Source organism: Paractinoplanes aksuensis (assembly GCF_024137025.1).
In the GTDB taxonomy this organism is placed as follows: Bacteria; Actinomycetota; Actinomycetes; order Mycobacteriales; family Micromonosporaceae; genus Actinoplanes; species Actinoplanes aksuensis.
This window is the reverse complement of the sequence record NZ_JAMYJR010000007.1, coordinates 96,878-115,074: the sequence shown is the minus strand read 5'-3', so window position 1 is coordinate 115,074 and position 18,197 is coordinate 96,878. Positions and strand designations below refer to the sequence as shown.

At 69.9% G+C, this 18,197-nt stretch carries 18 protein-coding genes and 1 pseudogene; 7 read left to right on the top strand and 12 right to left on the bottom strand.

Features of this window, described 5'->3' with window-relative positions; translation table 11 throughout:
* Nucleotides 1-5 precede the first annotated feature (5 nt).
* Nucleotides 6-3,767: pseudogene (locus tag M1L60_RS08605) on the bottom strand (GH92 family glycosyl hydrolase); the annotation flags it as partial.
* A gap of 169 nt (nt 3,768-3,936) precedes the next feature.
* On the opposite strand from M1L60_RS08605, the gene M1L60_RS08600 reads away from it, so the two are divergent.
* From M1L60_RS08600 to M1L60_RS08580, 5 genes are all read left to right on the top strand, one after another.
* The gene (locus tag M1L60_RS08600) at nt 3,937-4,281 is read left to right on the top strand and encodes an ankyrin repeat domain-containing protein (RefSeq protein WP_256516213.1); all 345 of its coding nucleotides are present in this window, start codon (nt 3,937-3,939) and stop codon (nt 4,279-4,281) included.
* A 58-nt stretch (nt 4,282-4,339) separates the two neighbouring features.
* Nucleotides 4,340-5,404, top strand: coding sequence for a DNA glycosylase AlkZ-like family protein (locus tag M1L60_RS08595; protein WP_253236791.1), 1,065 nt, complete (start codon nt 4,340-4,342; stop codon nt 5,402-5,404).
* A 32-nt stretch (nt 5,405-5,436) separates the two neighbouring features.
* Nucleotides 5,437-5,772, top strand: a complete 336-nt coding sequence (locus M1L60_RS08590) for a PadR family transcriptional regulator (protein ID WP_253236790.1) — start codon at nt 5,437-5,439, stop codon at nt 5,770-5,772.
* A gap of 129 nt (nt 5,773-5,901) precedes the next feature.
* Nucleotides 5,902-6,315, top strand: a complete 414-nt coding sequence (locus M1L60_RS08585) for a pyridoxamine 5'-phosphate oxidase family protein (protein ID WP_253236789.1) — start codon at nt 5,902-5,904, stop codon at nt 6,313-6,315.
* Nucleotides 6,316-6,702 carry a GNAT family N-acetyltransferase gene (locus tag M1L60_RS08580; protein WP_253236788.1) on the top strand — a complete coding sequence of 129 codons (387 nt, stop codon included), beginning with the start codon at nt 6,316-6,318 and terminating at the stop codon, nt 6,700-6,702.
* On the opposite strand, the gene M1L60_RS08575 is transcribed toward M1L60_RS08580, so the two are convergent.
* The 3 genes from M1L60_RS08575 to M1L60_RS08565 are packed head-to-tail and all read right to left on the bottom strand — an operon-like array spanning nt 6,689 to nt 8,986.
* On the bottom strand, nt 6,689-7,213 hold the full coding sequence (locus M1L60_RS08575) for a P-loop NTPase family protein (RefSeq protein ID WP_253236787.1): 525 nt from the start codon (nt 7,211-7,213) through the stop codon (nt 6,689-6,691). The two genes, M1L60_RS08580 and M1L60_RS08575, sit on opposite strands and share 14 nt — an antisense overlap.
* A 4-nt stretch (nt 7,214-7,217) precedes the next feature.
* Nucleotides 7,218-7,871 (bottom strand): response regulator, encoded by a 654-nt coding sequence (locus tag M1L60_RS08570; RefSeq protein ID WP_253236786.1) that lies wholly within the window; start codon nt 7,869-7,871, stop codon nt 7,218-7,220.
* A complete protein-coding gene (locus M1L60_RS08565; protein ID WP_253236785.1) occupies nt 7,868-8,986 on the bottom strand; it encodes a sensor histidine kinase in 1,119 nt (372 codons plus the stop codon). Before M1L60_RS08565 ends, M1L60_RS08570 begins: the two co-directional genes overlap by 4 nt.
* A gap of 119 nt (nt 8,987-9,105) precedes the next feature.
* On the opposite strand from M1L60_RS08565, the gene M1L60_RS08560 reads away from it, so the two are divergent.
* Nucleotides 9,106-9,711 carry an alpha/beta fold hydrolase gene (locus tag M1L60_RS08560; protein ID WP_253236784.1) on the top strand — a complete coding sequence of 202 codons (606 nt, stop codon included), beginning with the start codon at nt 9,106-9,108 and terminating at the stop codon, nt 9,709-9,711.
* Here M1L60_RS08560 and M1L60_RS08555 read toward each other — a convergent pair.
* The 8 genes from M1L60_RS08555 to M1L60_RS08520 all read right to left on the bottom strand — a co-directional run bounded on the left by M1L60_RS08555 (nt 9,678) and on the right by M1L60_RS08520 (nt 17,033).
* Nucleotides 9,678-10,484 (bottom strand): nucleotidyltransferase family protein, encoded by an 807-nt coding sequence (locus M1L60_RS08555; RefSeq protein ID WP_253236783.1) that lies wholly within the window; start codon nt 10,482-10,484, stop codon nt 9,678-9,680. The genes M1L60_RS08560 and M1L60_RS08555 overlap by 34 nt on opposite strands.
* A gap of 53 nt (nt 10,485-10,537) precedes the next feature.
* Nucleotides 10,538-11,500 carry a DNA polymerase domain-containing protein gene (locus tag M1L60_RS08550; RefSeq protein ID WP_253236782.1) on the bottom strand — a complete coding sequence of 321 codons (963 nt, stop codon included), beginning with the start codon at nt 11,498-11,500 and terminating at the stop codon, nt 10,538-10,540.
* Between the two features lie 18 nt (nt 11,501-11,518).
* A complete protein-coding gene (locus M1L60_RS08545; RefSeq protein WP_253236781.1) occupies nt 11,519-11,872 on the bottom strand; it encodes a hypothetical protein in 354 nt (117 codons plus the stop codon).
* Between the two features lie 120 nt (nt 11,873-11,992).
* Nucleotides 11,993-12,877, bottom strand: coding sequence for a carbohydrate ABC transporter permease (locus M1L60_RS08540; protein ID WP_253236780.1), 885 nt, complete (start codon nt 12,875-12,877; stop codon nt 11,993-11,995).
* On the bottom strand, nt 12,874-13,701 hold the full coding sequence (locus tag M1L60_RS08535) for a carbohydrate ABC transporter permease (RefSeq protein ID WP_253236866.1): 828 nt from the start codon (nt 13,699-13,701) through the stop codon (nt 12,874-12,876). Before M1L60_RS08535 ends, M1L60_RS08540 begins: the two co-directional genes overlap by 4 nt.
* Nucleotides 13,702-13,835: 134 nt before the next feature.
* Entirely contained in the window at nt 13,836-15,104 is a 1,269-nt protein-coding gene (locus M1L60_RS08530; RefSeq protein WP_253236779.1) for an ABC transporter substrate-binding protein, read from the bottom strand.
* 319 nt (nt 15,105-15,423) lie between these two features.
* On the bottom strand, nt 15,424-16,440 hold the full coding sequence (locus M1L60_RS08525; RefSeq protein WP_253236778.1) for a LacI family DNA-binding transcriptional regulator: 1,017 nt from the start codon (nt 16,438-16,440) through the stop codon (nt 15,424-15,426).
* A gap of 110 nt (nt 16,441-16,550) precedes the next feature.
* The gene (locus tag M1L60_RS08520; RefSeq protein ID WP_253236777.1) at nt 16,551-17,033 is read right to left on the bottom strand and encodes a hypothetical protein; all 483 of its coding nucleotides are present in this window, start codon (nt 17,031-17,033) and stop codon (nt 16,551-16,553) included.
* Nucleotides 17,034-17,051: 18 nt separating this feature from the next.
* Between M1L60_RS08520 and M1L60_RS08515 the strand changes: the two genes are divergently transcribed.
* Complete coding sequence (locus M1L60_RS08515) at nt 17,052-17,900, top strand: NAD(P)-dependent oxidoreductase (RefSeq protein ID WP_253236776.1); 849 nt, start codon at nt 17,052-17,054, stop codon at nt 17,898-17,900.
* The last annotated feature ends 297 nt before the right edge of the window (nt 17,901-18,197 follow it).

The following is an 18,197-nucleotide window of genomic DNA, read 5'->3' as shown; positions in this document are numbered from 1 at the left end:
TTCCCGAGCAGTTCCACCTCGGCCAGGGCGACGGGACCGCCGAACGAGACGGAGTAGAACTTGTACAGCCCGGGCTTTGCGATCTTGAACGGGCGGGTCTGCAGCCGCCAGTCGAACGTCTCGGCCGATCGGGTGTCGATCGTCGTCCACGTGACGCCGTCGGCCGAGGCGCGCACGGTCCACGACGACGGGTCTGCGCCGGCCGTGTCGGCCGAGGTCAGCGTGTAGTGCGTGACCTTTTCGCCGGACGGGCCGAACTCGTAGGTGAACGTGCCGTCGACCGTGGCCCGGGTGGCCGTCGTGTCGTCGACCAGGGCCGGCGCCGAGGCCGTGCCCGCCTGCTGCCCGGTCAGGTCGCGCAGCGGGTTCGCCACCGCATCACCGCTGGTCAGCGAGGGTGGCGGCGAGTCGGCGCCCCACGCCGAGGGCTTCGGGCCCATCGTGAAGTCGAGCGTCGCCCCCTTCGCGAGCACCGAGTGCGGCAGGGAGGTCGACCCGTACGCCTTGCCGTTGATCTTCAAGCTCTGGACGTAGACGTTCTTCGCGGAGTTCTTGGGCGCATTGACGACGATCTTCTTGCCGTTCTCGAGGTTGACCGTGGCCTTGGTGAACAGCGGCGACCCGATCGCGTAGGCCGGCGAACCCATCCGCAGCGGATAGAAGCCGAGCGCCGAGAACACCTGCCAGGCCGACATCTCGCCGTTGTCCTCGTCGCCGGGGTAGCCCTGGCCGATCTCGCTGCCCAGATAGAGCCGTGACAATGCCTCTCGCGCGAGCTTCTGCGCCTTCGACGGCTGCCCGGCGTAGTCGTACATGTAGATGATGTGGTGCGACGGCTGGTTGCTGTGGCCGTACTGGCCCATCCGCACGTCGCGCGCCTCGACCATTTCGTGGATCGTGCCGCCGTACGAGCCGGGGAACTTCGCCGTCTCGGGCGTCGCGAAGAACTGGTCGAGCTTGTCGGCCAGTCCCTTCTTACCGCCGTACAGATTGGCCAGTCCCTGCCCGTCCTGCGGCACATGGAAGGCCATGTTCCAGCCATTGGTCTCGGTGTAGTCGTAACCCCACACCCGCGGGTCGTAGTTGGCCGGTGTCTGACGCCAGACGCCGGCCGACGTCTTGCCCTGGAAGAAGCCGACGGATTTGTCGAACATGTTGACGTAGTTCAAAGCGCGGTTGCGGAAGTACTCGGCCTCTTCGGCGTACCGTTTCTCGCCGGTCCTGGCGGCCAGCGCCGCTGCCATCTCGCTGATGCCGAAATCGTTGATGTAACCGTCCAGGGCCCAGCTCATCGCCTCGCTGGTGACGTCGCTCGGCGTGTAACCCTTGAAGATCGAGCCGGCCAGGCCCTTGCGGCCCACGTTCTGATCGGGCGGGGTGACTGTCGCGTTCTTCACCGCGGCGGCGTAGGCCTCCTCGATGTCGAAACCCTTCACCCCTTTCCGGTACGCGTCGGCGAACGCGACATCCGAGCTCGTGCCCACCATCAGGTTCGCGTAACCCGGCGCCGACCACCGCGAGATCCACCCGCCGTCGCGGTACTGCTGCACGAACCCGTCGACCATCTCGCCCGCCATTTCCGGGGTCAGCAACGAGTACGCCGGCCAGGTCGTGCGATACGTGTCCCAGAAACCGTTGTTGACGTACACCTTGCCGTCCTTGACCGGCGCCCCCGTCTCGGTCGGCGTGCCGGCCGGGCTGGTCACCGCCGACTGCACCGTGTGCTTGTAGACCGGTTTGGCGTTCGTACCCGTGTTCTCGTACGCCGAATTGGGATAGAGGAAAAGGCGGTAGAGGTTGCCGTAGAGCGTGGCCAGTTGATCCTCGGACGCGCCTTCCACCTCGACCGTGCGCAGCTTCTTGTCCCACAGTTTCTGGGCCCGGTCGCGCACCGAATCGAGCTTCTCCTTCGCGCCGATCTCGAGGTCGAGATTGTGCTTGGCCTGGGCCACGCTGATCAGCGAGGTCGCGATCCGCATGTGCACGGTCTTGTCGCCGAAGCTCACGTAGCCCGTGGCCGGCCGGTTGCCCTCGGCCAGCGAGCCGCTCGCGGTCACGTTCTTGTCGAACGTGGCGTACACGAACATCCGGGTCCACCCGGCCGAGAGCCCGCCGCTGTTGACGTCGGTCCAGCCGCTGATCGACCGGTGGGCGGCGTCGATCGTCAGGCCCGCGTTGTTGTTGACGTTGTCGAAGATCAGGTTGCCCGCGTCACCGGGGAAGGTGAACCGATACAGGGCGGCGTGGTCGGTCGGGGCGAGCTCGGTCCGCAGCCCGTTGTCGAACGTGACGCCGTAGTAGTACGGCTTCGCGACCTCGTTGTCGTGGCTGAACGGCAGCGCCCGCGCGGTGCGGCCCGGGTCGAGCCCGGTCGACGGCATCACCTGGAACGTCTGGCGGTCACCCATCCACGGGCTGGGCTCGTGGCTGGTCGAGAAGGCCTGGATCGTCGGCTTGTTGTCGGCGTTGTTCTGCCGCGACCACTGGTAGAGCCAGCTGGTCGATCCGGCGTCGGTCACCGGCGTCCAGAAGTTGAAACCGTGCGGCACAGCGGTGGCGGGGAAGTTGTTGCCCCGCGAGAAGTCGCCGGACGACTGCGTGCCCCGGCGCGTGTCGACGTACGCCGAAAGGTTCTTGTGGGGTTCGGCCGGAGCTACTTCGCTGATCTTGATGTCGTCGAACCAGGTGCGGAAGGTGGTGGGGCCGCTGGGCTTGTCGTAGCCGACGAGGATGCGGTCGATGGTCTTGCCCTTGGCGACCTGACCGAGGCGGGCCTTCTTGAGGTTCCACTGCGCGGTGTAGAGGGTCTTCGATTCGCCCTGCGCGCGCGGGCTGAGTCCCGCGCCGTGCTGGTCCCTTACCGCCGAGTCGGACAAATAGGTCCCGTCCGTGAAGGCGAGGTCCACCGCCGCATACGTGGCCGGGTTGCTGAGGTCGGTGCGGTTGAACTCGGGGAAGACCAGATAGGAGAGCTCGGTGTCGGCCTTCACCTTGATGTTGACGTCGAAGACTTTGTTGTACGCGTACCCGCGCCCCTCGGCCGTGTGGCGCCCGGCGATCTGGAACGCCTTGAGGCCCGTGTAGCCGGCGCCGGCCTTCGCGGTCGGCGAGCTGGCCGGTCCGTCACCCACCCGGCTCTGCATGGGACCGGCCGGCGGGGGTGTGGTGTCGGCGTCCGCGAGCTCCAGGTCGGCGAGCTGGCTCAGATCGCCCGACGGGTGCCCGGTGACGGTCAGGCGGTACACCTTGTAGGCGCCCGGCGTCGCCACCTCGTACGTCTTGGTCTGGAACCGCTCGCCGAACGTCTCGCCGGCCCGGGTGTCGACGGTGGTCCAGCTCGCGCCGTCGGCCGAGCCGGCCAGCGTCCAGTCCCGGGGGTCGCGCTCGGGGGCATCGTTGGCGCTGGTCAAGGCGTACCGGACGACCTCGATCGGCTCGTCCAGCGTGTACTGCGCCCAGCTCGTGGGGGTGTCGGTCAGCCACTTGGTCGCGGGGTCGCCGTCGTTGAGGTTGGCGCCGCCCTCGTTGCTGTTGGGCTCGGCGTTCACCGCGATCGCGACGACCCGGTCGCGCAGGCTGCCCGGCATTCCGGCGGTCACCGTGCCGTCGACCCCGGCCGCCCGCTCGGTCGTGTCGATCCAGTCAGGCTGCGGCTGGCCGTTCTCGAACGACGAGGTGAACCCCGGCCCGGCTGCCGCGTGAGCCGGCGTCCCGATCATCATCGCTCCCAGGACAGTCAGGGCCATCAGCCCTCGCGATCGGTGCATCCGTAACTCCCCACATCGTCACATGCCGCCCATCTGTCAGACATCGTTACTCGTCAATTGATGGAGAGGCAAGTGAAATGCTGTTTCCGCACGTTTGATCGTGTGCGAATCGGGTTATCGGTCGGGCGTGGCCGACCTGGATGACGAGACGATCGCGTACGCCCACCGGATGTTCGACCTGGCCCGCGCGGGCGATACCGAGGAGCTGGCCGCCCACGTGACGGCGGGCGTGCCGGCCAACCTGACCAACGCCAAGGGCGACACGCTGCTGATCCTGGCCGCCTATCACGAGCATCCGGACACGGCGGCGGCCCTGCTCGACCGGGGCGCCGACCCGGACCGGGTCAACGACCGCGGGCAGACGGCGCTGTCGGCCGCGGTCTTCCGGCAGAGCGCCGAGACCGTCAAGGTGCTGCTCGCCGCGGGCGCCGACCCCGACGCCGGCACCCCGTCCGCGGTGGCCACGGCCGAGTTCTTCAAGCTGCCCGAGATGGCCACGCTGTTGCGCGGCTGACCAGCTTCACGCGGCGGGCATGCTGCGCCGCTCTGCTGATTCCTTTAGCGTCTGGTGAGTGGTCGTCGAGCTGAGCCGTCAAGAAGCGCGCCGCATCGCTGTGCGGGCCCAGCTGCTCGACGCCCACCGCCCGGCCGACCTGTTCGATCTGGTCGACCGCCTGACGTTCCTGCAGTACGACCAGACGGCCGCGGTCGCCCCCAGCGCCGACCTCGTGGCCTGGAGCCGGCTCGGTTCCTCGTACCGCCCGTCCGAGCTGGCCGAAGGGCTGGCCGACCGCACGTACGTCGAGCTGCGCGGCATGATCCGGCCGATGGACGACATCCCGCTGTTCCGGGCCGAGATGGCCGCCCATCAGGCGCCCGACTCCCAGTTCGGCCATCCCAGCGCCCAGCACTGGGTCGACGCCAATGACAAGTTCCGGACCGACATCCTCGACATCCTGGACGTCGACGGGCCCGTGCCGCAGGCCTCGATCCCCGACACGGCCCAGGTGCCGTGGGGCTCGTCGGGCTGGAACAACAACCGCAACGTCGGCATGATGCTCGAGTGCCTGATCGTGCGGGGCGAGGTCGCGGTGGCCGACCGCGACGGCCGCGAGCGGATGTTCGACCTGGCCCGTCGCGTCTATCCGGACGACGTGGTGCCCGAGCCCGAGGCGTCCCGGACCCGGGCCGAGCGGCTGCTGCGGTCACTGGGCCTGGCCCGCAAGAGCGAGGCCGGCGAGCCGGCCGTGGTCGAGGGTGTGCGCGGCAAGTGGCGGGTCGACCCGGCCTTCCTCGGGGGCGGGTTCGAGGGGCGTACGGCGTTGTTGTCCCCGCTCGACCGGCTCATCTTCGACCGCAAGCGGATGGTCGACCTGTTCGAGTTCGACTACAACCTCGAGATGTACAAGCCGGCCGCCCAGCGTCGCTGGGGCTACTTCGCCCTGCCGATCCTCAGCGGCGACCGCCTGATCGGCAAGCTCGACGCCACCACCGACCGCAAACAGGGCGTGCTGCGCGTCGACGCCATCCATTTCGACGAGCCGGTCACCCGGGCCACGGCGGCCGCGGTCGACCGCGAGATCGAGGACCTGGCCCGCTGGTTGCACGTGGGTCTCGACCGCCCACTGATCGCTTGACGGTATATATCGTCGCCCGTACTGTCGTCGACATGCAGGAACCCACCTTTCTGATCCTGGCCGCGCTGGCCGAGCAGCCGCGCCACGGCTACGGGGTCATCCAGGCGGTCGCCGACCTGTCGGGCGGCGACGTCAAGCTGCGGGCGGGCACGCTCTACGGCGCGCTCGACCGGCTCGACGACCAGGGCCTCATCGAGGTCGACCGCGAAGAGGCGGTCGACGGGCGCCTGCGGCGCTACTACCGGCTGACCGACAGCGGCGCGGGGGCGCTGGCGGCCGAGATCGAGCGGTTGCGCCGCAACGCCACCGCGGCCGAGCAACAGCTGCGCCGCCGCCCGCAGGCCTCGTTCGGCGGGGCCACGGCGTGACCCTCGATCGTCGCTACCAGCGGCTGCGTCGACGCCTGGGTCCTGCTGGCCCTGCGGTGCCCCGCACGAATCCCGGTGACCGCACCTCGCTCCCGCCCCTGCTGCGAAACAGGCCCTAAGGTTGATCGCATGTTCCGAGACGAGGATCTTGCGCTGCTCAACCGGCCGCTCTACGCCTTTCTCACTGTCGCGCCGCGGGGCGAACGCTGGCCGTCGCCCCGGCCGGTGTGGTTCGAGGTGACCGCCGACGGCGACCTGCAGATGTTCTCGACGCCCGGTGCGCCGAAGGTCGCCCGCCTGCGCGAGCAGCCCCGGGCGTCGGTGGTCGTGGCCGCCCCGACGGGTGAGCCCGAGTACTGGGTGGCGGTCGAGGGCCCGGTCACCCTGCACGACGACGGCGGGCCCGAACTCGCGGCCCGGCTGGCCGAACGCTACTGGGGCACGCTCGACGCCGACCAGCGGCAGCTCATCGACGAATGGCGCACGACCGGCCTGGTCCGAATCGTGTTGCGGCCGTCGGCGGTGAACCGCTACACCGTCTGAATGACGATCACGCCTCTGACCGACCCGGCGCGCCCACGCCGGCTGGCCTGGCTGGCGTCCGACCGCGGCGACATCCTGTGCACCACCGCCGTCGTGGCCGCCGACGGCGAGATCGCCGGCTTCACCGAACTGGTCGTGCCCGGCGACGGCGCCGGCGACGCCCAGCACTACGGCACCGGTGTGCTGCCCGAACACCGCGGGCACGGGCTCGGCCGCTGGATGAAGGCCGAACAGATCAACCGGACCCGGGCCCGGTTCCCGCGGCTCGACGGCCTGCTGGCCGACACTGCCGACGACAACGCGGCCATGCGCCGGGTCAACGACGCCCTCGGCTACCGGCCGACCCACCGCAGCGCGCTCTACCAGCTCGACCTCAACCGACCTTGAGCCCGGCCAGCCAGCGCTCGACCTCGGCCGGGGAGCGCAGCAGCACCGTCTCGGGAAATTCGGGGCTGTCGTGCCACTGGCGCATGCGGGCCTGCTTGCGGCGGAACGAGCGGAAGTGGAAGTAGAGCAACGACTCGCGGTCGAACAGAAAGAGCCGCCACGTCTCGTAGTTGCCGTTGCAGGTAGGGGTGCGGCGCACGATCTGGCGGACCGAGCGGCGCACCATCCGGCTCCACGACACCCAGCGCGGCATGTCCAGACCCACGATCAGGTCGGCCCGCTCCATCACCAGGTCGAGCCAGATCGCGTAACCGCCGTCGATGACCCAGGTGTCGGCGCTGAGCAGCTCGCCGATGACCTTGCGCTGCTCCGGCTCGGAGAGCGGCACCCAGCCGGGTCTCCAGGTCAGATCGTCGACCGCGTGGTACGGAAGGCCGAGGCGCTCACCGATCCGGGCAGCCAGAGTCGACTTGCCGGAACCGGTCACCCCGTAGACCAGGATCCGTTGCATGGGGTCAAGATAACGGCCCGGCCAGGCCTTCCTCGAACGCAATAATCACCAGCTGGACCCGGTCCCGTACGCCCAGTTTGGCGATGGCCCGGGTGATGTGCGTCTTGGCCGTCAACGGGCTGATCACCAGCTCGCGGGCGATGTCGTCGTTGGACAGCCCGGTCGCCACCAGCCGCACCACCTCGCGTTCGCGCTCGGTCAGCACGGCCAGCCGGTTGCCGCCGGGCGCCGCGGCCGGGCGGTGGGCGAACTGGCCCACCACCCGCCGGGTCACGCTGGGGGAGAGCAGGGCGTCCCCGGCCGCCACGACCCGGACCGCCTGGCGCAGGCCGTCGGGGCCGATCTCTTTGGTCAGGAAGCCGCTGGCCCCGGCCGCGAGCGCCGCGAACACGTACTCGTCGGTCTCGAACGTGGTCAGGATGATCACGCGGGTGTCCGGCGCGACGGCCAGGATCTCGCGGGTGGCCGTGATGCCGTCCATCCCCGGCATCCGGATGTCCATGAGGATCACGTCGGGCCCCAGGGCGCGGGCGGTGCGCACGGCCTCGTCACCGGTGGACGCCTCGCCGACGACCTGGATCTGCTTGTCGCGGCGCAGCAGGCTGCGGAAACCCGCGCGGACGAGATGCTGGTCGTCGGCGAGAAGTACGTTGATCATTCGCGCTCCAGGTAGGGGATCGTCGCCCGTACGGAGAAACCGGTCTTCCCCGGGCCGGCCGTGAGCGCGCCGCCCAGGGCGGCCACCCGCTCCCGCATACCCGCGATGCCGTTGCCGTCGACGACCGCGGCCGACGCCGGCCCGTCGTCCTGCACGTCCACCACCGCGCTCGTCGGCGTGTAGCGCAGGGTGACCACCACCCGGCTCGCGCCGGCGTGCCGCACCGTGTTGGTCAGCGACTCCTGCACCACCCGGTAGATCGCGGTGGCCACCGCGGCCGGCACGTCCGACCGCTCGCCGAACTCGGTCACCGACACCGTCAGCCCGGCCGCCCGCACCTGCTCGGCCAGCCGGTCCAGCCCGCCCAGCCCGTCGGTGGGCTCGGCGACGATCGGGGCGGCGCCGTCGCGCAGCACGTCGACCAGCGACTTCAGGTCGGTCATGGCCTGCCCGCGGACGTCCTGGGCCAGGCGCAGCGACGAGCGGGCCTCCTCGGGGTCGGTGTCGAAGGCGTCGAGGGCCACGTTGAGGTGCACCCCGACCACGGCCAGCGTGTGCGAGACGACGTCGTGCAGGTCGCGGGCGATGCCGACCCGCTCCTCGGCCCGGCGGCGGCGGGCCTCGAGCTCACGCTCGTGCTGGTCCTGGACCTGGCGCAGGGACATCTCGTGCTGCCAGCGGCGGGTGCTGAGATAGGCGGTGGCCGCGGCCAGCACGGCGGCCAGCCACAACGCGTCCCCGCCGACGTGGGCCAGCGTCCAGTCGACGCTGTGCTCCTCCATCATCACGAAGCCGTCCCAGCCCGCGCCGTAGAGCAGGGCCAGACCACCCGCGGCGATCGCGAACCGCAGATGACCGGCGAGCACGGCCACCACGAAGGCCGCGGTGGCCGGCCACACCCAGCCGGCGTCGACCAGGTTCGAGCCGCGCAGGCCGATCACGAACGACAGGGAGAGCACGAGCACCGTACGGGGAAATCGGGGTGCGAAACAGGCGGCGAGCGCCAGCCAGCCGGCCAGCGCGAGCGTCATGACGGTCTGCTGATTGCCGCCGGTGACGGCGAGACCCGCGGGCACGCCGACCAGGGTGAGCGCGGGAGCAAGATATCTGTTCATGACCGGGACGCTAGGGGCGGCCGGGGGTGCCGCACGTCGTCCCGCCGCTGACACTTCCATCGACGCCTCCCGACTACCGGCTGCACCATTCGGAGTATCCCGCCCGCTACCGTGACGCGGTGCCCCCGCATCTCGTGACCGCCGACGGCCGTACTCTGCGTCACTGCTTCTACGGCCCCGAGGACGGCGTGCCGGTGATCGCGCACAGCGGCACGCCGAGCAGCCGCTCGAAGCGCCCGTCCATGGTCGAGACGATGGAAAAGAGCAGGTTGCGGCTGCTCTACTACGACCGCCCCGGCTACGGCGGTTCGACCCGCCAACCCGGCCGTACGGTCGCCGACGCGGCTTCGGACACGGCCGCGCTGGCTGACGCGCAGGGCTGGGAGCGGTTCGCCGTCCTCGGTGGTTCCGGTGGGGGGCCGCACGCCCTGGCTGCCGCCGCGTTGCTGCCCGGGAGGGTGCTGCGCTGCGCCGTGCTCTCCGGCATCAAACCCACCGCGAAACCCGAGCTGGACGAGGCCACGCTGCGCCCCGAACTGGCCGAGATCGGTGCCGGCGTGTTGGCCAAGGTCGCCGCCGGCGGCCCCGAGTTCCCCACCGAGCCCGGCGCCGCGGCCCGCGACAACCCCGACGCCCGAGGCCACGTCTACCCCGGCGGCCACCTGCCCGGCCCCGACATCTACGCCGACATCTACGACTGGCTGGCCTCGTCGCCGAGCCGCTGATCGAGCTCGCGGAACAGCGCCTCCGGCACGGCGAACCCGTGCCTCAGACCGAGTTGCCGCCAGCAGGAACGGCCGAGGCGCCAGTTTGCGGTAAGGGCTGCCGCGAGCGACGAGGGGTCGGCGGTTGCTGTTGCGCCATGGATCATGCGGGTGACCTCGGTCGGCAGATCGGTCTCGGCGTGGCGGGACGGCGTGAGCCAGTGCTGGGTGCTGTCGGTGGTCAACCTCGTCATCCACAGCAGGTGGCGCTGGGTGTGAGTAAGGGCGTCGAGGGCGCGCAGCAGTTCGCCCCGTCGGGTGACGTGGTGGGCGAGGATCAGCCAGTTCGCGAAGCGGCCGCAAAGCTCCCCGACCTCGCCGGCGGTCGTGGGCCGGGGCGGCTGGGCGGGCAACGTGTCCAGGGCCCGGCGCAGCTCGCCGGTGCGGTCGACGACGATCATGCGGTCGGCCGGGCCGCTGCGGGCGGGCCACGAGCGTACGGAAGGAATGTCTGCGGCCGTGACGAAGTGGAACTCGCCGCGGATCAGGCCCGGGAAGAACACGACGTGCGCGCCGAACTCGTTGACGACGACGTGCTGGAACTCGCCGACGGCAGCGAGCCAGGTGGGTGCGTCGGGCGCCGCGGCAGGGTCGAAGAACAGCCAGAACTCGATGTCGCTGTAGGCGTCGGCCTCACCGCTCACGAACGACCCGTACGTCAGCGCCGCCACCAGTGCCGGGTCGTCGCGACAAAGGTGGGTGACCCGGTCGCGCAGGCGTTGCTGGATCAGCATGCGCTCAGGGTAGGAAGATCCTGCGGTCGGCGCGCCAAGGACACGGGACGAGGTCAGCCGGCTTCGCGGCGGGCCTTGGCGCGGCGTTTGCCCTCGTGCATGGCCTGGACGCGGGCGACCGGGATGGTGCGGCCCTCGTCGATCAGGCCCGGGTCGAGCGGTTGTGGCGCCGGCATCGCGGACGCCCACGGGTCGCCGCCGCCGAGCAGGCCGGGTGCGGTGTGGACGGTGAAGTCGGCCGGGGTGACGTCGTCGAGGTCGTCCCACGGCACCGGGAACGAGACGGGCACGCCGGGGCGGACGCGCGGGCTGAACGCGGCGGCCACCGTCGCCCCGCCCGAGCGGGTCGCGTCGAGGAAGACCTTGCCGTGCCGGTCGTCGCGGATGAACGCGGTGGTGGCCAGCTCGGGGTCGAGGCGCTCGGCCCGGGCCGCTACGGCGCGGGTCGCGGCCGCCACCTGCTCGGCGTCGGCCTGGCCGTCGAGCGGCACGAAGACGTGGACGCCCTTGGAACCGCTCGTCTTCACCGCCCCGGACATGCCGGCGCCGGCCAGAGCCTCGCGCACGAGCTTGGCGGCCTGCACGGCCAGCCGGAAGTGCTCCCCCTCGGGCGGGTCCAGATCCATGATCAGGTGGGTCGGGGCGTGGGAGCCGGTGAGCATCAGGGCCGGGTGGTATTCGATCGCGCGCTGGTTGCCGAACCACAGCAGCGTGCGGCGGTCGTTGCACAGGCCGTACGTGACCTCGCGGTGCGACGCCTCGGCCCACACCTTGGTCCGCGGCACCCAGTCCGGCGTGTATTTCGGAAGATTTTTCTGCATGAATCTGTCCTGGCCGCGCAGCAGGCGGATCACCGACAGCGGCCGATCGTGCAGCACCGGCAGCATGCAGTCGCGCACCGCGTCGAGATAGTCGACCAGGTCGCGTTTGGTGGCGCCCGCGTCCTCGAACAGTTCCTGGTCGAGGTTCGTCAGCGCGACCCCGTCCCGCTCCTCACCAGCACTCTTGCCCGCCATCGCCCCATCGTGCCGTACCTAGCGCAGCTGGGCGACCCAGATCGCGGGCAGGACCATCAGGAGCGTCAGGACGACGTACGTTCCACCGAGCCCGAACCGGCGGCCGTGCGTGGCGATGACGGCGGCCAGGAAGGGCAGCCCCACGGTCAGGGCGGCGGCGATCGAGATGATCTCGGGTTCGTGCCGGCGGCCGGTCACGCCGTAAACGACGAGAATGGGGACGATGACCGCCCAGCCCACGAGCAGGGCGGTGGTCACGCGGCGCACCCGAACGCGGCGCGCGATCTCGGCGGGGTCTTTCTGGCAGGCGTACGCCATGCGCTCGGCGAAGCCCTGAGCGGTGCGCGGCAGCCGGACGTCCTCGGTGGTCACAGGCGAGAGAGTACGGCTGATCTTGCCCCGCCGTCTCCTGCGCCACGGGTTATTTGTCCGAATCGTCATCCTCCGTGCTGTGCCCCCGGCCCGCCGGTCGGGCGAGCCGGGGGCCGCGAGTCAGCTTTTGACCGACCCCGCCATGAGGCCGCCGATGAACCAGCGGCCGAGCAACACGTAGACGAGCAGCGTGGGCAGCGACGTGATGAGCGCGCCGGCCATCGACGCCGCGTAGTCGGGGGACTGGGCCCCGGCCAGAGCGTTCAGGGCGATGGTGATCGGGCCGTTCCGCGTGTTCGACAGGAAGATGGCGAACAGGTAGTCGTTCCAGGCCGACGTGAACTGCCAGATGATCGTGACCACGAAGCCGGGGATCGAGATCGGCAGGATGATCCGGCCGAACGTGCGCAGCAGCCCCGCGCCGTCGACCCGGGCCGCCTCGATCAGCTCCTCGGGAACCGTGGTGGCGTAGTAGTTCCGGAAGATCAGCGTGCAGATCGGGATGCCGTACACGCAGTGCACGAAGACCAGCGTCGTGATGCCGGGCGGGATGCCGAGCGTCGTGACGATCTCGCGCAGCGGGATCATGACGGCCTGGTACGGGATGAACATGCCGAACAGGATCAGCGTGAACACGACGTCGGCGCCGGGGAAGCGCCAGCGGCTGAGCACGAAGCCGTTGGCCGCGCCGATCAGCGACGAGATGATCGCGACCGGGACGGCCAGCTCGAACGTGCGGATGAAGGACGGGCGCAGGACGTTCCAGGCCTTCTCCCACGACGCCAGGGTCCACGTCTCGGGCAGGTTCCACTGGCTGGTCACGCCGATGTCGGCGCCCGACTTGAAGCTGGTCACGATCAGCACGTACATCGGCATGAGCACGATGATCAGGAAGATCAGCGCCAGCAGGTACTTGAAGATCGACCCGGGTCCGGTCTTCTGGCGCGGCTTGCGTTTCGGCGCGAGCGTCTCGACCGCGGCCGGGGGAGTGGCGACCGTCGTCATGCGTTCTTCTCCTGCCGGTTCGTGTAGATCAGATACGGCACGATGACGACGGCGACGAGCAGCAGCAGGATGATCGAGATGGCCGCGGCCTTGGCGTAGTCGCTGGTCAGCAGCGTCTGCCAGACATAGATGGCGGGCACCTCGGTCAGCCACTGCGGTCCCGAGACGCTCATGATCAGGTCGAACATCTTCATCGACATGTGGCCGAGGATGATCAGCGCCGACAGCGCCACCGGCGTCAGCTGCGGGAAGATCACGTTGCGGTACAGCCGGTACGTCGAAGCGCCATCCATGGCGGCGGCCTCGCGCAGTTCGGCCGGGATGCCCCGGAAGCCGGCCAGGAACAACGCCATCACATAACCGGCGAGCTGCCAGATGGCGGGAATGGCCATCGACGCCATGCCCCAGTTCGGATTGGTCCACCAGGTGCTCTGGGCGAAATCAAGACCGAGACCCCCGAGTACGGCGTTGAGACCGCCCGCGTTCTCGCCCTTGTTCGGATTCATCAACCAGCGCCACACCACACCCGACGCCACGAACGACACGGCCATGGGGAACAGATAGACCGTACGGAAGAAGCCTTCCGCCTTGACTCCGCGCTCGAGGATGAAGGCCCAGAGCAGACCGAAGAACATCGCCCCGACCAGGAACACGATCGTGAAGAGGGCCAGGTTCTTGAGCGAGTGGGTGAACCGGTCGTTGATGTCCTCGGTGAACAGCTTCGTGTAGTTCTCCAGGCCGACAAAGCCCTTCGACCCGAGCGCGTTGTGCTCGTCGGAGACGGAGACTTTGGTCGTCCAGGCGATCAGGCCGTAGACAAAGATGGCCAGCAGGATCAGCGACGGGGAGAGCAGCAAGAGGCCCGGTCCCCAGTGCCGGAGTTTGCGCATCCGGGCTCCTTTTGGGAAAAGCGGAAAATGGGGGCGGCTCGGTGGCCGCCCCCATCACCTGAAGGTGCTTACTTCTTGACGAACTGCGACGCGGCGGTGGCCAGGGCCTTCTGCAGCGCGGGGACGTCCTGCTTGGTCGAGAAGGCGCCGAGGGCCGAGTTGGCCGCCCCCTGCCAGCCCTGCGAGCAGGCCGAACCGTGGGCGCACGACGGCACCTGCTTGAACGACTTCCAGTCGGCCATGGCGGCCTGCTGGTACTTCGGGTAGTCGGCCGGCGCGGCGTCCGTACGGGCCGGGATCGAGCCCTTGGTGGTGTTGAACGCCTTCTGGCCGGCGGCCGAGCCGACGGTCTTCAGCCAGCACTTCGTACCCTCGGGGTTGTTGGCCCCCTTGGGCAGCACGAACGAGTCGGCCAGCCACTGGAACGTGTCGCCGTTGCCCGGGAACGTGAACCACGCGTAGTCGGTGAACTTCTTGGCGTCCAGGTCGGCCGCCTCCCAGTCACCCATCAGCTGGTACGCCGCCTTGCCGTCCATGACCAGCTTCTCGGCGTCGGTCCAGTCGAGCGCGTCGCGGTCGGTGTTCGTGTAGGTCAGCAGCGTCTTGAAGTCGTTGATGGCCTTGGTGACCAGCGGGTCGTTCCAGTCGGTGGTGCCGTTCCACAGGCCGGTGAACTTCTCCGGGCCGAGGTCGGTGATCAGCACCGACTCGAACAGCATCAGCTGCGTCCAGTCCTTGCCGATCGCGAGCGGCGCCTTGATGCCCTTGGCCTTGACCTTGTCCAGGTCGGCGATGAAGCCGGCCAGGTCGGTCGGGTCCTTGGTGATACCGGCGTCGGCCAGCACCTTCTTGTTCGTCCACACGACGTTGGCGCGGTGGATGTTGGCCGGGACCGAGTAGATCTTGCCCTCGACGGTCAGGTTGTCGATCAGGCCCTGCGGGAAGGCCTGCTTGAGACCCCACGCGTCGTAGTCGGCGCTGATGTCCTCGACCTGACCGGCCAGGATGTAGTCGCTCAGCTCGGCGCCGGCGTGGGCCTGGAACGTGTCGGGCGGGGTGCCCTGCTGCAGGCGGGACGCGAGCACGGACTTCGCGTTGGCGCCGGCGCCACCGGCCACCGCGCCGTTCTCGAAGGTCTGCCCGGCGCAGTCGGTGCCGAACTGCTTGACCAGGCCGTCGAGGCCGGCCTTCTCGCCGCCGTCGGCCCACCAGGTGAAGACTTCTACCTTTGTCGAGCCGGACCCGCCGCCATTGTCGTCACTGGACCCACAGGCCCCGGCGGTCAGGAGCGCGGCGACACCGACAGCCGCAACGGCAGCCCGTCGAGTGAGCCCCATCCGACCGCCCCGCCCGCCACCCTTAACAGGACTGAAGACCATCCCGACTATCTCCCATCGAAATATTGACATCGTTGTCACGCGATGGGGGTTACCGTGCCGCCTGAACCGCACAAGTGTCAACGGCTGTTTCCGTGTCGTTACGTGCGCTGATTGTCGCTACCTGAGCGATCCCTAGCTGGCCTGCGAAAACGCCGTTCTGAGGCCTTATTTCGGCACTTGTCGAACTCCTGGCGCGGGCAGCGGGTGCGGTCATTTCGGGCACCCTCCGTCTCGCCGACTGTCGATCTCTTCGCCGCTCGTGTTCGTTCTTGGTGGGTCAGCGGGGAGGACGCTCGCCCGAGCCGCGGGCAATGATAGATGTGGAAATCACGATGGTTCGGGCGGGGCCGGTGTGGCCGCTGATGCGCTCGTAGGCGAGCCGGGCTGCCTCGCGGCCGAGGGCGGTCATGTCGTGGGCGACGACGGTGGTGCCCAGCACGTCGGCCAGGTCGAAGTCGTCGAAGCCGAGCAGGGCCGGTGGGTCGGCCAGGCCGCGCATGCCGCGCAGGGCGCCGGTGGTGAGCCGGTTGTTGGTCGTGAAGATCGCCGTCGGGGGCGGGTCGAGCGTGAGCAGCTCGCGCACGGTGCGCTCGGCATGCCGTACATCGTGGACATCGGTGCGGATGTAGGGCTCCCACGCGTTGTTGCCGGCGGCCCGCATCGCACCCACGAAGCCGTCGATCCGGCCCTGCTGCGGGGCCATGCGCACCAGGTCGGCGACCAGCGCGATCCGCCGATGTCCGGCGGCCAGCAGGTGTTCGCCGGCCGACCGCGCGCCGCCCACGTTGTCTATGAGGACGGCGTCGGCGGCCAGCCCGTCCGGCGGCCGGTCGAGGAAGACGAACGGCACGCCGTGATTGCCCTCGATGGCCAGATACTCGTGGTCGTCGGCGCTGGGGATCACCAGCAGGGCCCGTACGCGTCGTTCGAGGAAGGCGTCGACCAGGCTGCGTTCCAGCATGGCGTCCTCGTCGTTGTTGGCCGTGATCAGCAGCAACCCGTGTTGCCGCAGCTCACGCTCTATCCCCGAGGCCACGGCCGAATAGAACGGGTTGGTCAGGTCGCCGCTGACCAGCCCGACCAGGGCCGAGGTGGCGCCGCGCCGCAGCTCGCGGGCGATCCCGTTGAGCCGGTAGCCGAGCAGGTCGGCCGCGTCCCGCACCCGGCGGCCGGTGGCGGGGGCCACGTTGGGTTCCTGGTTGAGCGCCCGGGAGGCGGTCTTGAGGCTGACACCGGCCAGCGCGGCCACCTGAGTCAACGTGGGCCGGCGAACGGTCACATCGTCGGCGGGCATAACGCTCCGAGCACTCTCAGTGGCGGGACAGCCAAAGTATGACATCGGCTGTGACATGGCCAACTGCCAGCACATGCCCTAGTAGAGCTACCACACCGATCAACCAACTTCTAAGTCCACGGCGTGGCGTCTCGGCGCGTCGGCCGTTGCCACCCGGCGCAGCGGCGCGGTGCGGTGGTGCGGTGGCGCAGCGGGCGGTGCGGCGGCGCGGTGCGGCGGTGCGGGGCGGTGCAGCGATGTGGCGGGGCGGCGGGGCGGGGTGGTGCGGCGGTGCGGCGGGGTGGCGGTGCGGCGTGGCGGGGCGGTGCAGCGGTGTGGCGGGGTGGCGCGGCGCGGTGGTGCGGCGGAGTGGAGTGGTGCGGCGGTGCGGCGTGGCGGGGTGGCGTGGCGGTGCGGCGCGGCGTGGCGGTGCGGTGCGGTGCGGTGCTGAGCGGCGTGGCGTGGCGTGGCGGGGTGGCGTGGCAGTGCGGTGCGGTGGCGTGGCGGTGCGGGGTGGCGTGGCGGCGGCGCGGCGGTGGCACGGCGGCGCGGCGGTGGCACGGCGGCGCGGCGGCGTGGCCACTCGGCACGGTGTTGTTGATGTTGCGTGTCACGCGGGGGAGGATCGGGCGGTGTCGACGGTCGGGCTGGTCAGCGCGGGGTTCATGGGTTCAGGTCTGGGGGCGGCCCTGCGCGAGGGCGGCGCCCGGGTGATCACCACGCTCGAGGGGAGGTCGGCCCGCACCGCGCGCTTGGCCACCCAGGCCGGGCTCGAGCTGCTCCCCAGTCTGGCCGAGGTGATCGCGGCGGCCGACATCGTGCTCTCGGTGACGCCACCCGGATCGGCTGTCGCCACCGCGAAAGCGATAGCCGCGCAGAACCGCCGCCGGCCAACCGGCGACTTGATCGTGGCCGATCTCAACGCGGTGTCCCCGACGACGATGGTCGAGGTGGCCGAGGCGCTGACCGGTGTGAGAGTGATCGACGGGTCGATCTCAGGCCCACCGCCCACCGTACGACCGGGGGCCCGGCTCTATCTCTCCGGCCCGGACGCAGCAATGGTGGCCGATCTTCCGTGGTCGGGCCAGGTCGAGCCGATCGTGCTGGGCGACCGGATGGGCTCGGCCAGCGCCCTCAAGATGTGCACGGGCAGCGTCTACAAGGGCCTGACCGCCCTGATCACCCAGTCCCTGCGCATGGCCGACGCTCACGGCGTGCTGGACGAAGTGCTGGCCGACCTGGGCCGCAACGGCTTGGCCGACGTCTCGGGAGTGGCCCGCTCGGCCACCAAGGCCGCCCGCTTCGTCGACGAGATGCGCGAGGTGGCCGCGACCCAGCAGGCCGCCGGCCTACCCCCGGACCTGTTCACCGCGATCGCCGACGTCTACGCCACCATCGCCCGCACCCCACTGGCCGACGCCGACCCGGAGGACGACCGCACCCTCACCCCGGCCGAGATCGCTGCCCGCTTGCGCGAGTAGAGCCGAGCGTTCACAAAGTGATCGCCCGCCTGTGCGAGCGGGTCGCCCGCTTGCGCGAGCGGGGTCGCCCGGCTGGGCAGGTGGGATTCGTCTGTGCGAGCGGGGTCGCGCGCATGTGCGAGCGGGTCGCCGCTTGCGCGAGTAGAGCCGAGCGTTCACAAAGTGATCGCCCGCCTGTGCGAGCGGGGTCGCCCGCCTGTGCGAGCCGCCCGCTTGCGCGAGCGGGGTCGCCCGGCTGGGCAGGTGGGAGACGTCTTGCGAGCGGGGTCGCACGCCTGCGTGAGCGGGTCGCCCGCT

Coding starts and splice junctions, on each gene's coding strand:
- M1L60_RS08600 (WP_256516213.1), top strand. CDS start 3,937: ATGTTCGACCTGGCCCGCGCGGGCGATACCGAGGAGCTGGCCGCCCAC.
- M1L60_RS08590 (WP_253236790.1), top strand. CDS start 5,437: ATGCAGGAACCCACCTTTCTGATCCTGGCCGCGCTGGCCGAGCAGCCG.
- M1L60_RS08585 (WP_253236789.1), top strand. CDS start 5,902: ATGTTCCGAGACGAGGATCTTGCGCTGCTCAACCGGCCGCTCTACGCC.
- M1L60_RS08580 (WP_253236788.1), top strand. CDS start 6,316: ATGACGATCACGCCTCTGACCGACCCGGCGCGCCCACGCCGGCTGGCC.
- M1L60_RS08575 (WP_253236787.1), bottom strand. CDS start 7,213: ATGCAACGGATCCTGGTCTACGGGGTGACCGGTTCCGGCAAGTCGACT.
- M1L60_RS08570 (WP_253236786.1), bottom strand. CDS start 7,871: ATGATCAACGTACTTCTCGCCGACGACCAGCATCTCGTCCGCGCGGGT.
- M1L60_RS08565 (WP_253236785.1), bottom strand. CDS start 8,986: ATGAACAGATATCTTGCTCCCGCGCTCACCCTGGTCGGCGTGCCCGCG.
- M1L60_RS08555 (WP_253236783.1), bottom strand. CDS start 10,484: ATGCTGATCCAGCAACGCCTGCGCGACCGGGTCACCCACCTTTGTCGC.
- M1L60_RS08550 (WP_253236782.1), bottom strand. CDS start 11,500: ATGGCGGGCAAGAGTGCTGGTGAGGAGCGGGACGGGGTCGCGCTGACG.
- M1L60_RS08540 (WP_253236780.1), bottom strand. CDS start 12,877: ATGACGACGGTCGCCACTCCCCCGGCCGCGGTCGAGACGCTCGCGCCG.
- M1L60_RS08530 (WP_253236779.1), bottom strand. CDS start 15,104: ATGGGGCTCACTCGACGGGCTGCCGTTGCGGCTGTCGGTGTCGCCGCG.
- M1L60_RS08525 (WP_253236778.1), bottom strand. CDS start 16,440: ATGCCCGCCGACGATGTGACCGTTCGCCGGCCCACGTTGACTCAGGTG.